Annotated in this window: 11 protein-coding genes and 1 pseudogene; 6 read left to right on the forward strand and 6 right to left on the reverse strand. The window is 70.5% G+C overall.

Translation table 11 applies throughout. The features are described 5' to 3' along the window. Positions 1 to 14 precede the first annotated feature (14 nt). Positions 15 to 491, forward strand: coding sequence for a hypothetical protein (locus tag BLT28_RS03230; RefSeq protein ID WP_156051516.1), 477 nt, complete (start codon positions 15 to 17; stop codon positions 489 to 491). A 657-nt stretch (positions 492 to 1,148) separates the two neighbouring features. Here BLT28_RS03230 and BLT28_RS03235 read toward each other — a convergent pair. The 3 genes from BLT28_RS03235 to BLT28_RS03245 form a co-directional block, all read right to left on the reverse strand. Further along, entirely contained in the window at positions 1,149 to 2,471 is a 1,323-nt protein-coding gene (locus BLT28_RS03235; RefSeq protein WP_172806496.1) for an HNH endonuclease signature motif containing protein, read from the reverse strand. 331 nt (positions 2,472 to 2,802) lie between these two features. Further along, positions 2,803 to 3,468: a fibronectin type III domain-containing protein gene (locus BLT28_RS03240; protein WP_030430318.1), complete on the reverse strand. Its 666-nt coding sequence runs from the start codon at positions 3,466 to 3,468 to the stop codon at positions 2,803 to 2,805. A 65-nt stretch (positions 3,469 to 3,533) separates the two neighbouring features. After that, positions 3,534 to 4,130, reverse strand: a complete 597-nt coding sequence (locus tag BLT28_RS03245) for a hypothetical protein (RefSeq protein WP_030430317.1) — start codon at positions 4,128 to 4,130, stop codon at positions 3,534 to 3,536. 112 nt (positions 4,131 to 4,242) lie between these two features. Between BLT28_RS03245 and BLT28_RS03250 the strand changes: the two genes are divergently transcribed. Beyond that, positions 4,243 to 5,145 carry an aldo/keto reductase gene (locus BLT28_RS03250; protein WP_030430316.1) on the forward strand — a complete coding sequence of 301 codons (903 nt, stop codon included), beginning with the start codon at positions 4,243 to 4,245 and terminating at the stop codon, positions 5,143 to 5,145. Between the two features lie 34 nt (positions 5,146 to 5,179). Here the strand turns inward: BLT28_RS03250 and BLT28_RS41645 are convergent. Beyond that, a pseudogene (locus BLT28_RS41645) lies at positions 5,180 to 5,575 on the reverse strand (DUF4291 family protein); the annotation flags it as partial. Here BLT28_RS41645 and BLT28_RS03260 point away from each other — a divergent pair. Beyond that, positions 5,481 to 7,187, forward strand: coding sequence for an MFS transporter (locus BLT28_RS03260; RefSeq protein ID WP_231950599.1), 1,707 nt, complete (start codon positions 5,481 to 5,483; stop codon positions 7,185 to 7,187). The pseudogene BLT28_RS41645 and the gene BLT28_RS03260 sit on opposite strands and share 95 nt — an antisense overlap. Here BLT28_RS03260 and BLT28_RS03265 read toward each other — a convergent pair. Continuing rightward, on the reverse strand, positions 7,172 to 7,804 hold the full coding sequence (locus tag BLT28_RS03265; RefSeq protein WP_052407456.1) for a hypothetical protein: 633 nt from the start codon (positions 7,802 to 7,804) through the stop codon (positions 7,172 to 7,174). The two genes, BLT28_RS03260 and BLT28_RS03265, sit on opposite strands and share 16 nt — an antisense overlap. A 102-nt stretch (positions 7,805 to 7,906) precedes the next feature. On the opposite strand from BLT28_RS03265, the gene BLT28_RS03270 reads away from it, so the two are divergent. The 3 genes from BLT28_RS03270 to BLT28_RS03280 all read left to right on the forward strand — a co-directional run bounded on the left by BLT28_RS03270 (position 7,907) and on the right by BLT28_RS03280 (position 11,425). After that, on the forward strand, positions 7,907 to 8,338 hold the full coding sequence (locus tag BLT28_RS03270) for an Hsp20/alpha crystallin family protein (RefSeq protein WP_030430313.1): 432 nt from the start codon (positions 7,907 to 7,909) through the stop codon (positions 8,336 to 8,338). A gap of 87 nt (positions 8,339 to 8,425) precedes the next feature. Then, positions 8,426 to 8,860 carry a DUF6292 family protein gene (locus BLT28_RS03275; RefSeq protein ID WP_052407455.1) on the forward strand — a complete coding sequence of 145 codons (435 nt, stop codon included), beginning with the start codon at positions 8,426 to 8,428 and terminating at the stop codon, positions 8,858 to 8,860. A 207-nt stretch (positions 8,861 to 9,067) separates the two neighbouring features. Beyond that, positions 9,068 to 11,425 (forward strand): NB-ARC domain-containing protein, encoded by a 2,358-nt coding sequence (locus tag BLT28_RS03280; RefSeq protein ID WP_052407454.1) that lies wholly within the window; start codon positions 9,068 to 9,070, stop codon positions 11,423 to 11,425. Between the two features lie 211 nt (positions 11,426 to 11,636). On the opposite strand, the gene BLT28_RS03285 is transcribed toward BLT28_RS03280, so the two are convergent. Then, on the reverse strand, positions 11,637 to 13,076 hold the full coding sequence (locus tag BLT28_RS03285; RefSeq protein ID WP_052407453.1) for an FAD-binding protein: 1,440 nt from the start codon (positions 13,074 to 13,076) through the stop codon (positions 11,637 to 11,639). Between the last annotated feature and the right edge of the window lie 90 nt (positions 13,077 to 13,166).

The raw sequence follows: 13,166 nt of genomic DNA on the forward strand, positions 1-13,166 counted from the left end.
GGACAGTCATGCGCATGTTCTCGCTGGTACTTGCCGGAGTCGCCCTGCTCGCCGCCTGCGGCGAACACGACCCGGGCGCGGCCGGACGCCCGTGCCCCGGGATCGCCGCTCGCTCCGGCATCGGCATCGACATCGAGCCCCCGCTGGCCGCGAAGGTCGCCAAGGCGTCCCTGAACGGCAAGGACGTCCACCTCGACGAGTCGACCAGGGCCACCCCGTCGAGCTGCGAGGGCAAGAAGCCCGAGGACTCGTGCAGCGCCAAGATGGTGCCCACCGGCGGGAAGAACGGCTTCCTGGACGTGACCGACCTGAAGCCGGAGCCGATGCGGGTCAGCGTCCGGCTGACCGACGCCCAGGGCAAGACCCTCGTCGAGAAGGACATCGAGCTGACGCCGAAGCAGGTCTTCCCCGGCGCCCCCGAGTGCGGCGGCGCCCAGCCCCAGGCCGGCATCATCGTCGCTGCCGACGGCACCCTCCGCCCCCGCCCCTGACAGTTCAGCTGGTAGCCCCTCCGCTACGGTGCTCCCCGGTATGTCTCCGGGGGAAGACGATGCTGGAAGTTCTGTGGTACGCCCTGTTCGGCCTGGACATGCTGCTGCTGGTCAGGCTGCGGCGCAGGATCCGACATCGACCGTCCACTCTGGACGTCGAGCTGTCCGCCCATGAGGCCGCGTGCCTGGTCGGCGACCGCGACCGCGCCATCGGTGAACGAGTTCTACTGGCACCTGCTGTTCCTCGGCCTCCTGTGGCTCGCGATCGCAGTGACGTCCACGCTCGGATGGCGCGGCACCTTCGCCAGGCGTCCTGGTGTTCTACGCCATTTCCATCGCCTCCGGCGTCTCCGCCTTGACCAGGGACGGCGAGCGCATGGCTGCCGACATCCGCTCCGGCAAGATCCAAGTGCCCGAGTTCGAGAACCGCACCGTAGCCACAGTCGCGTTGCGCGGCTTCCGCGCTCACCCCGACGCCGAGGCCCGCGCGGCTGCCTACGACCCCTCACGTCGCCAGCAATCGACCCGAAGTTCTTGTAGCTCTTGCTCTTGCGGAGGCGGCGGGTGCTCGAACAGTTCGTGCAGCAGTAGCAGCTAGCTCCTGCTCGGGTCCGGCTTGGCCCCAGGCAAAGCCTCCCTTCCGTTAGGCGCCTTGCGTTAGAGCGTGAGTGGGTAGTCCACTCTGATGTTGCGCAGCGGCTTCTGCTCGACATCGATCCACCGCGGCGGGATGAAGCTCGGTATCCCCTGCTCGAAAACGATCCTCCACTCCTCTGCGTGCATCACGTGGTGGTGATACACGCACAGCAGAACCAGGTTGCCGAGATCGGTCGGCCCGCCGTCAATCCAGTGCCACACGTGGTGTGCTTCCGTCCACCCCGGTGGCCGATCACAGCCCGGGAACGCACACCCCTTGTCCCGCACCGCCAACGCCTTGCGCTGGGCCACCGAAGCGGTCCGTCGTTCCCGACCCAGATCCAGAGGTTCACTGCCCCCGCCCAGGACGGTGGGGAGGATCCCGGCCTCACAGCACATCTGCCGCACCAACCCCGCCGACACCCGATCACCCGTAGCCGTGCTGCCGCTACCCAGCATCGCCAGGAGTCTCTCGAAGTCCATCGTCACCACCACCGTCGGCCGCCGTCCTCCGGTCTCGGGGAGATCCCCGGTCGCCATGGCCAGGTCGATCACCTCCTCGAACGCATCGGCATACCGCTGCCCCGCCGTCCGCGGATCCTTCTCCCCATCCACCGTGCGCGGTTTGGCCAACGCATCCAGCACAGCCTTCATCTTCTGCCCAGCGATCAACGGAAAGACACCCTTGACGTGCAGCGACCCGTCCTGATCGCTGGCCATCCGCAACTCCCGGCGAGCCACCGCCTCCTGTTCGTCGCGGAAGGTGCCATCCGGGTCGAGGACGCTGCGCAAGTACTTACCCGCGAGCATCAGATCACGCGGATGCATCGTCGGCGCCACCCGCGCCAAGTACTGCTCGGCTTCCTCACGACGCTCAGACGGGATGCGTTTGACCGCGTCGGAGATCACCAGCGCGTGTCGACCGCTGATCTCCCCGGCATACATCCGCTCCCGGGTCGCGGGAAGCTTCGGCAGCTCATGCACCAACCGGGTACGCCGCTGCGCTTCGGCAGGTTCGAGTTTCACCTTCGACCGCAACAGCACCGCGAGGTTCTTGCAGCTGTGCGCGGTGTGCAGGCCTTGGGATTCCGCTTCGGTCGCGGTATCGGTGGCAGCGGCGAGAACCAGCGCCGCCAAGGTCTCCCAGTCCTTCATTCGCTCCACCAGTCCGTCACCGGTGGCCTTGTAGTCATCGGCCTGCGCGAGATGGTGTTTCATCAAGTGGATCAATGCCTTGGGATTCACCACGTTCACCCCCTTCCGACTCTCTTCCATTGTCTCAAAATGAAAGATCGACATCGAATCCCGAGAGGGTGAATTCCCAGGTGCGGCAACGGTTTTCATGGCCGAGTCCATTGTGGACAAAGTCAGGTTCCTGCGAACGCAAGCCGTAAACGGAATCGAGGCTTTACCTGGGGTGCGCGTGCCATACGCTTCCCGCGAGGGCCGGAGTTTCATCCCGTGCCCCCGAGAGGCCCACGGGCACGCGCAAGGGGCCCCAGGTCAAGCCGACCCCACGCTGGGAACCAGCCGACCCGCGGAACCAGCCGACCCCACGCTGGGAAACAGCCCCGCGGAACCAGCCGCCCCGCGGAAACAGCCGCCCCGCGGAAACAGCCGCCCCGCGGTACCAGCCGACCCCCGCTGGTACCGGCGCAACCAGGAAGCCCCAGAGCTACCCCCCGGTCACCAAGTGCACAACATTCGACTGCGCCCCGTAGAAGTACGCCCGAACCCGATAAGAAGCCACTTTCTCCTCCGGCAACGTGATCAACCCGAACGAGTTGACATCGGGATCCAGCACCGCCGCCACCCGGTACTCCGAAGCCCCCGCCGCGCGCGCCTCGATCAGGTACCCGGCCTCGTCCGAGGCGTTGTCCTGCCACGTGAACAGAATCCCGTTGGCATGCATCACCTTCGCGCGCACGTCGGTCGGCACGGCCTGCTCGGAGCGCACGGGGTGCTTCGAAGGCGAGCCGGGAAGCGTCCGCGGAGGAGCCCAGGAGTGGTCGGCCTGCTCGTCGAACTCGCCTGGCGGAAGCGTGACGTCGAGCGGCGCGGAAGCGGGGCCGTGGATCGAGCGCAAGCGGTAGTAGAAGGGTGTCTTGGGCATCAAGTCAGGGTGCTTGAACGTGCTCTGCCCGGGCGGAGCGTACTGGAGGACGGTGTAGGCGCCGTCGCGCTCGGTTGCGAATTCGAGCGCGTGCGTGGTGGGCTCACCGCGCCACTCCAGGGCGATGTCGTTGGGGGAGAGCATTTTCGCGCTGAGCGAAGGCGAAGCTGACGGCGGCGCTCCGGAACAGGCGGTGAGCAGGAACAGGGCCAGGAGAACTCGCAGCATGGGTACCCGCATCGTGGCCGGGCGGTGGTCCCGTGAGGGCAACGGGACCACCGCGAGGGGGAGGGCTACTTGCGCCAGAATCCGAGATTGCTCCACACCACGGTGGCCGGGCCGTTCCCGCTGTTGGTGCGGTACGCGCCGAACTTGTCGTAGAAGCTGCCGCCGGGGCTGGAAGTCCTGTGCCGCAACGAACCGTTGATGTAAGTCCGGTGTTCGCTGCCCACCTGGTGCACGGTGTTGACTCGCACCGTGGTGCCGACCGTCGCGCCGCTGGCGACCGTGTCACCGCCGTGCACCGCGTAGAGCCGTCCGCCGCGTTCCACGGCGAGCATGAAGAACGGCCCGCTTCCGGACTCGTGGAACGTCTGCTTGAGGCTGATCCGGGTGCCACCCATGCTGGTGATCCGGAACGAACCCTCGAACTGGCGGGTGCCGCCGGTGTAGGTCGCGTAGCGCCGCTCGGCGCGCTGGTCGCCGCTCGCGGTCGAACAGGTCAGCGTGAAGGTCAGGTTGCTGACGGTGCCGCAACCCCTCTCCTGCACGGTGAACGAGGGCGAGTGGGACGTCCAGCCGCCCGGCTCGACCTCGGCGCCCGCCGTGCCCGGCGCGAGCAGCAGCAGTCCGCCGACGAGCGCGGCCCCGGTCAGTGCGCGTGGCCTCATCGCCATCACCAAACCTCCGGTGTGAAGCAGGGAACGCGGCGGTCCGGCAAGGGTGACAGCCGATCGCGGATGTGACAAGCATTCACGTATGTGGACGAACTAGGGTGGTCGCATGCTCGACCGCATCGGACTCGGCCTGGCCGCGCTCGGCCGTCCCGCGTACATCAACCTCGGCCGCGAGGACGCCCTGCCGCGCGGGCGCACCGTCGACGCGATGCGGCAGGCGTGCTGGGACGTGCTCGACGCCGCCTACGCGCGCGGGGTCCGCTGGGTGGACGCCGCGCGCTCGTACGGCCGCTCCGAGGAGTTCCTGGCGGGGTGGCTGGCCGACCGCGCGATCACCGACGTGACCGTGTCGAGCAAGTGGGGCTACGCCTACGTCGCGGACTGGCGCCCGGACGCCGAGGTGCACGAGGTGAAGGAGCACTCGCTCGCCCGTTTCACCGAGCAGTGGGCGCAAACCCGGGCGCTGCTCGGTGACCGGGTCTCCTACTACCAGGTCCACTCGCTCACCCCGGACAGTCCGCTGTTCACCGATCGCGCGCTGCTCGAAGCACTCGCCGCACTCGCGGAGTCCGGCGTTCGCGTCGGGTTCTCCACTTCTGGTCCCGCGCAGGCCGAAACGGTGGAGCGCGCGCTCGCGCTGGACGTGTTCACCGTCGTTCAGTCCACTTGGAACGTTCTCGAACCCTCAGCCGGGCCGGCGCTGAAGCAGGCGCACGACGCCGGAGCGCACGTGCTGCTCAAGGAAACCGTGGCCAACGGCAGGCTCATCGTGAACCCGCCTGCGCGGATCACCGAGCTGGCGGAGCGCAACGGAGTCGGCCCGGACGCCATCGCGATCGCCGCCGCGCTGGCCCAACCCTGGGCGGACACCGTCCTCAGCGGAGCCGCGAGCACCGGACAGCTCGACTCCAATCTCCGGGCGCTCGACATCGTCTTGGACGACTTGGCGGACCTCGCCGAACCCGCGACCGAGTACTGGACGACGAGGTCACGGCTTGCCTGGAACTAGGTGCCCCGCCGAGGCCGAGCTGCAACGTGATCTCCACCGCCAGCACGGTTTCCTGGCCTTCCTCGATGCCCCAACCGCGGCGGTGCATCACCCAGAGGAACGACGGCTTGATCCACGTCATCCGATCCCGCTTCCACGGTGGGGCACAGCGGCCGTTCCGCGCTGAGGGCAGGCCGATCAGCGGTGAGTACGCCTGTTGGGCGGTGATCGTCGACGGCGTGCACGCCGCACGGACCTCGTGGTGGAGCACGCTGGCCAGAGTGCGGCCGCGCGACGGGTGTGCCAGCGAATTTCCCGGGGTAGTCACGACTGGTACCCGAGGAGGGGAGCGAGCCGTGGCCCAAGAGACCGCGAGAACCGACGTGCCGGCGCGGATGGACCGGCTGCCCTGGGCGAAGTGGCACTGGACCGTGGTGCTCGGCCTCGGCACGGTGTGGATCCTCGACGGGCTGGAGGTCACAATCGTCGGGGCGCTGGGGGAGCGGCTCACCGACCCGGAGAGCGGGCTGCGGCTGACGGAGGCCGAGGTCGGCATCGCCGCGTCGTTCTACGTGCTCGGCGCGGTGCTGGGCTCGTTGTTCTTCGGCTACCTCACCGACCGCCTCGGCCGGAAACGGTTGTTCCTGCTGACGTTGGCGCTCTACCTGGTCGCCACGGTGCTCACCGCGTTCTCCTTCAGCGCGTGGTGGTTCTTCCTGATGCGCTTCCTGACCGGAGCCGGGGTCGGCGGCGAGTACGCGGCGATCAACTCGGCGATCGACGAGCTGGTGCCCGCGCGGGTCAGGGGCAGGGTGGACCTCATCGTCAACGGCTCGTACTGGCTGGGCGCGGCCGTCGGCGCGGCGCTCACCCTGGTGCTGCTCGATCCGCGGCTGTTCGCGCTGGACATCGGCTGGCGGGTGGCGTTCGCGCTCGGAGCGGTGCTCGGCGTCGGAATCCTGTTGGTGCGGCGCAACGTCCCGGAGAGCCCGCGCTGGTTGTTCACCCACGGACGCGCCGACGAAGCGGACAAGCTCGTCGGCGAGATCGAGCGCAAGGTCGAGGAGCAGACCGGCGCCACACTCGAGCCGGTGTCCGAGCGCATCGAGGTCAAGCAGCGCGGCACGGTCGGCTTCGGCACCGTGGGCAAGGTCCTGCTGAAGACCTACCCCAAGCGGACCCTGCTCGGGCTCGGACTCTTTGTGGGACAAGCATTTCTGTACAACGCCGTCTACTTCACCCAGGCGCTGGTGCTCGGCCGGTTCTTCGGCATCTCCGGTGCGACCGTCGGCGGCTACCTCGTGCCGCTCGCCGTGGGCAGCCTGGTCGGGCCCCTGGTGCTGGGCAAGCTCTTCGACACCATCGGCCGCCGCACGATGATTTCCGTCTGCTACCTGGGATCCGGGGTGCTGCTGGTCGGTACCGGACTGCTGTTCCAGCACGGTCTGCTCACCGAGACAACACTGACGATCGCGTGGACGGCCGTGTTCTTCCTCGCCTCGGCCGGTGCGAGCGCCGCCTACCTCACCGTCTCCGAGATCTTCCCGCTGGAGATCCGGGCGATGGCCATCGCGCTGTTCTACTCGGTCGGCACGGGCCTCGGCGGAATCATCGGCCCCGCGCTCTTCGGTGTGCTGGTCGAGACGGGGGATCCCGCCGCCGTCGCCATCGGCTACTACATCGGCGCGGGCGTGATGATGCTCGGCGGGATCGTGGAGATCGTGCTCGGGGTGGAGGCGGCGCAGCGTTCGCTGGAGGATGTCGCCAGCCCCCTGTCGGCGAGCGCCGACGAGAAACCCCGTGTCTCCAGCAAGGACGCCACGCGCTCCGGCTACGCGCCGCTGCCGGGAACCTCCGACTACCCCTCGGCAGGCCCCGACGACCAACGCGAGGTCGACGCGATCCTCACGGCCCTCCGGCGCGAGCCGCTGACCAAGGCCGAACTGCGGGCACGGCTCGGCGCCGCCCAGTGGGGTCCGGGGCGGTTCACCGCCGCGCTGCGCCGTGCCGTGGCGGACGGGGACGTGCGGGAGCTCGGACGCGGCCGCTACTGCTCGCGCTGAGCCTTGCGCAGCTCGTCGGTGCGCCGGGTGAGTTCGGTGATCTCCTTGGCCAGCGCGGGATGCGTCTTGTGCAGGTGCGCCGCGGCCGCCGCCAACGGGCCCAGCAGCGCGGAGCTGTTGTCGGAGCCCAGTGCCGCGCGCACCTCGCCGACGCTGTGCTTGGCCGCGCCGGTGAGCCCGCTCAGCCCGGCCACCCGGCCGCTGAGGCCGCGCAGCGTCGCGGCGTTCTCCTTGGCCCACGCGTGCACGGCGCGGTCGCCGGCCCGCCGCTCGCGCTCGGCCCGGACCCGCCCCTCACCGGTGCTCTCCGGGTCTTCCACGCCTTCGGTGCGCAGCCGCAGGTAGCGGCGCTCGGCCGCCTGCCTGCTCGCGACGCCGAGCGCGGGCGCCAGGCGCACCCAGCTCGTCCCACCCTCGCGCGCGGCGGTGATCAGCCGCGGTTCCCACGCCGCCAGCTCCTCGCGCAGCCCGCGCAGCAACGTCAGCGCCGCCAGCACCTCCTCGGCCGTCGCCGCACCGTCCCCGGTCACCGAACGGACCAGCTCAAGGGCCTGGGTCACCGGGTCCGGCGAGGTCGTCGCGCGGCCCGAGAGCACGATGCGCGCCTCCTCGTCCATGCTTGTCGTCCCTTCGTTGACATCTGGACTTGTCATCTTTGCGACGACATGTTAGAACAGGGGTGCGCGTTGACACCAGACAACGACCAGGAGGTGGAACAGATGTTGATGCGCACCGACGCGTTCCGGGAGTTCGACCGGCTCGCCCAGCAGGTCTTCACGGGCACCTGGTCGCGCCCGGCCGCCATGCCGATGGACGCCTACCGTGAGAGCGACACCTTCGTCGTGGCCTTCGACCTGCCCGGTGTCTCGCCGGACGCCATCGAGCTGAACGTGGAGCGCAACGTCCTGACCGTCAAGGCCGAGCGGCGCCCGGCGACGGGGACGGAGAAGGTCGAGATGCAGGTCGCGGAGCGCCCCCTCGGCGTGTTCTCCCGGCAGCTCTTCCTCGGCGACACCCTGGACGCCGACCGCATCGACGCCAGCTACGACGCGGGTGTGCTGACCCTGCGCATCCCGGTCGCGGAGAAGGCCAAGCCGCGTCGCATCGAGATCAACGCGGGCGCCTCCGCGCCGAAGCAGATCGACGCCTGAGCATCCCTCCCCTCGAAACGGTCCCGGCGGGCTCCTCCTCCCCCAGCCCGCCGGGACCCGCCCCTGTGACAAGGAGGTCGGTTCGCGATGACGGCGGTGCTGGAGGCCAGGGAGGCCGAGCCCCGGGATGCGGCGTTCGGCCTCGGCCTGCGCGCCTACCTCGCCGAGGTCGCCGAGGCGTTCGGCGTCGGGCTGGAGTCCTGCACGATGGAGACCGAGCCGAGGGCATCGGCCTACGTCGCGCTGGACTGGCGGCCCGCCGGTCTTCCCGACCGGGAAATGGCTCTGCTGTGGGACGAAGTCCGCGGCTGGTCGGTGGTCGCGGAGTTCTCCGGGCCGGGCCGGGACGGCGATTCGGTCGTGCTGGCCGTGCTCGGCGGCGACGTGCTCGCCCCCGCCGCCGATGTGGCGGCGGCGACGGCCGACGTGCGTGACGGCCGCCCGCCGAGGCCGCTTCCGGTGCCGCCCGCGGTGCCGCTGACCGAGCGGCTCCGCGTCCGGCCGCCCGGTGGCGGCGTCTAGAATTCCTCGTGTGGCCGCCGTGCGGGTCACCCATCGGCGTGATCCGCCGCGCCACACCCCACCGGAAACCCCGGAGGGACCGATGACCGCCGGACATGCTCTAGTTTGCTCGCGGGGCGGGGCCGCCCGCGTCAGCAAGAGATGCCGTCTCGACAGCGAGGAATCGATGACCTGCTGGGCCGTGGACACCCTGGACGAGGCAGGCACGTGAGCGGCCTGCGGCAGCGCGGGGTGCCTGCGGCGGTCAACAGCTTCGTCGGCCGCACCGAGGTCCTGACCGAGGTCCGGGAGAAGCTCGCGGGCAACGCCCGGCTGGTCACCATCGCCGGCACCGCGGGCGTCGGCAAGACCCGGCTGGCCGAGGAGGTGGCCCGCGTCGAGGTCGACGCCGGGACCTACCCGGACGGGGTGCACCTGATGCGGCTCGGCGACCTCGCCGACCCCGACCTGCTGGCCCAGACCGTGGCCAGCGAGCTGGGCCTGCGCGACCAGTCCACCCGGTCCTCGCTGGACCTGCTGATCGAGCACCTGCAGACCCGGGACATGTTGCTGGTGCTGGACAACTGCGAGCACTTGGCCGACGCCGCGGCCGAGCTGGTCGGCACCCTGCTGCTGTCCTCCCCGAAGCTGCGGGTGCTGGCCACCAGCAGGCAGTGGCTGGACCTGGCCGCCGAGCACGTGATCGCGCTGAAGCCGCTGGCCTTCCCGGACATGCAGCAGGAGCACCCGGTCGACTCGCTCGGCGACTACGACGCGGTGCGGCTGCTGATCGACCGCGCCGACGCCGACGGCGTTGCCATCGACCGGGACACCATCGTCGACGCCGCGAAGCTGTGCCAGCGGCTGGACGGCATCCCGCTGGCGATCGAGCTGGCGGCGCGCCTGCTCATCGCCCAGTCGCTGCCGGAGGTGCTCAACCGGCTGGAGAAGCTGACCCCGCGCGCGGCGGGCGGCACCCGGCTGGCCCGCAACCGCAGGCGCACCCTGGAGGACGCGCTCAGCCTGAGCTACAGCCTGTGCGGGCCTGACGAGAAGCGGCTGTGGGCCCGGATCTCGGTGTTCGCGGGCGGTTTCGACTGGCTGGCCGCCGAGGAGGTGTGCATCGGTGAGGGCATCCAGCGCGACGACATCCTGCCGCTGCTGGCCGACCTCATCCGCAAGTCGATCATCACCACCGAGATGCAGGACGGCAGGACCCGCTACCGGGTGCTGGACTCGGTGCGGCAGTTCGGCGCGCGGCGGCTGGCCGAGTCCAACGAGGAGCAGGCGCTGCGGCAGCGGCACCTCGACCACTACCGGGGGCTGGCCGCCGACCACGCCCGCGAGTGGTTCGGCGGGCGCGAGGTCGAACTGCTGATCCGGTCCTGGCGCGAGCTGCCGAACCTGCGCGCCGCCATCGACTTCTGCCTGGAGACGCCGGAGCAGGTCTACGTCTCGGCCGAGATCGCGATGAACCTGGCCCGGCTGCGCTCCTGGTACTTCACCGGCAGCCTGGGTGATGCCCGCAAGTGGCTGGACAACGCGCTGGACCGGCTCAACGAGGGCGACACCAGCACCCTGAGCGTGACGATGCTGGCGCTGGGCGCCTGGATGAGCGTCATCCAGGGCGATCGGGTCCGCGCCGAGTCGCTGATGGAGCGCTGCGACGCCGCGGTGGCCGTGCTGCTCGGCCACGTCCCCAGCCGCAAGACGCTGTACGAGCAGGCACCGCCGTCGGTGCTGTGGGCGAAGGGCAGCTACGGCTTCCTCGTCGGACGGGACCCCCAGGCGCTGGAGGTGCTGGCCGTCGCCCGCGACCGCTTCCGGGTCGAGGGCGATCCCGGCGACGCGCACATGGCGGCGCTGTTCCTGGCGATGGGCGCGGCGTTCCTGGGGGAGCCGGACCAGGCGCACGAGGCCAGCGCCGCCGTGCTCAGCGAGGCGGAGGCCGCGGGCGCGGAGTGGGCGATCACCTGGGCGATGTGGGTGCAGGCGCTGACCGAGCTGATGCACGGCAAACCGCAGAAGGCGGTGCCGCTGTTCCGCGCGTCGCTGAAGCGCCAGTACGTCATCGGCGACCGGTGGGGGCCGGTGTGGGCGGTGGAGGCGCTCGGCTGGACCGCGGGCGCGCTCGGCGACCACCGCAGGGCGGCCTGCCTGCTCGGCGCCGCGGCACGCCTGCAGACCCAGACCGGTGTGACCATCGCGGGCCTGACCCCGTTCGACGACCGCAGGGCCATCACCGAGCGCGAGGCCCGCGCGGCACTGGCGCCCGAGGACTACGCGGCGGCGTACAACACGGGACGGGACAAGGACTTCGACCAGATCGTGGCGATGGCGCTGACCGACGACGAGATCGGCGCGGCCGGTCCGGTCACGGGCTCGGCGGAGTCGGTGCTGAGCAAGAGCGTGCTGGCCACCGCGCGGCTGATCGCGCAGGGCCTGACCAACAGCGAGATCGCCGCGCGCCGCAACCTGTCGGTGCGCACCATCGAGGACCACGTCAACATCGCCAACGCCCGGCTCCGGGTGAACAACCGGGTCAAGATCGGCAACTGGGTGCGCGAGCACGACCACCGGCACTGACCACCGCCGACCCCCATCCCCGGCGGGGTCGGCGGTGGTCAACGGGTTAGGCCGGGTTTCACAGATCCGTGTTCGCGACAGCCGGGCCGAGCCCGCCCCTGGCGGCGCCGCCGGAATGCCCGCGTACAACACCGGTACGCGGCCTTCCCGCCGACTTGCCAGCAACGACCTCGATCCCGGCTCTCATCGAACGAGACCCGTGAAACACGGCCTAGCCGAAGATGCCCGCCCCGGAGCCGAGGATGCCCTCGGGGTCGTAGCGCTTCTTCGCGGTGACCACGTCCAGCCAGGTGACGCCGTAGTGCTCGCGCCACTCGCGCGGGCCGAACTCGGTGGTGCCCAGCGGGTAGTGCACGCCGCCCAGCGAGCGGGCCTGCGCCCACAGACGGCGGTTGCGGGTCAGCATCCGCTCGGTGAAGCCCCGCCCCGGATGCGCGGGCGCCACCGTGAGCAGGTCGAACAGCCACACCAGTTCGGTGTCGGCCGGGATGCGCAGCCGGGGGCAGCCGAAGGCCCGCGCCAGGTGCGGCATCAGCACCACGAAGCCCTGCGGCCCCCACTCCTCGCGGGTCAGCGCGGGCACCACCGCGCCGACGTGCTCCTCCACCGTCTCGTCCGGCAGCAGCACGTCGTGCCTGGGCTTGATCCGGTCGTCCCAGCCGCGCTCGCGGTAGTCGTCGATCAGCGTGTCGAACTCGGAGATGTGGTCGAGGTAGGTCTCGTCGACCTCCCTCGGCGCGGACACCCCGGAGGGCAGCCCGCGCAGCGTGTGCTCCCGCTCCGGCGGGATGCCGTCGTGGAAGACCTGCACGCGCACCTGGTAGAGCGGGGGAGAGGCCGGGGTCGGCGGCACCACCATGGCGAACACGCCGTCGATCTCGTCGCGCTCGATCAGCGTCCGCATCGCGTCCAGCGCCGGGCCCGGCTCGATGTAGTGCAGCAGGTAGGTCCGCGCGCGCTCGGGCGCGGGCAGCAGGCGCAGCCGGACCCTGGTGATGATCCCGCACTGGCCGAGCCCGCCGAGCACGGCGTCGAACAGGTCCGGGCGCAGGCCGGGCGAGCACCACAGCCGCTCCCCGGTCCCGGTGACCACCTCCACGGCGAGCACCTGGTCGACGAGGCCGCCGGAGCGGAAGCTGGGGCCGAAACCGCCGACGGACAGGGTGCCGCCCAGGGTGAGCCGGAGGTAGCCGGGCAGGCACTCGGCCCGGCGGCCGCGCTGAGCGGCGAGGTAGGCGACCGAGCGCCAGGACGCGCCCGCGTCCGCCTCCAGCCAGTCGGTGGTGATCTGGTGCACCTCGGTCAGCGCGGTCATGTCGATCACCAGGCCGCCCTCGACGAGGGACTGGCCGCCGGTGGTGTGCGCCTCACCGCGCGCGGTGACCGGGATGTCCAGCAGGTGGCAGTAGCGGACCATGTCCTGGACGTCGTCGACGGAGCCGGGGACGAGCACGGCCGAGGGGGTCGCGGCGACGATGTTGCCGGTGTCGCGGCCGTAGCGGGCGAGGGTGGCGGAGTCGGTCAGCAGCCGCCCGGACAGCTCGGGCAGCGGCACCAGCCCACCTGCGTGCGAGTCGACCGTCCACTGCCGACCGGTGCGGTCGAACCCGGCGATCGGCCGGCGGGCGGTGAGCGTCATCGCGCGGTTCATTGCCTTTCCTTCCCGGCCGCGGCGCCGGGCGCGGCGGAAGCGCGCGCCAGGCAGGTTGGACCGAGCCGACAGGTCCTGCAGAGGCGGCTC

It is taken from the genome of Allokutzneria albata (assembly GCF_900103775.1).
GTDB classification, from domain to species: domain Bacteria; phylum Actinomycetota; class Actinomycetes; order Mycobacteriales; family Pseudonocardiaceae; genus Allokutzneria; species Allokutzneria albata.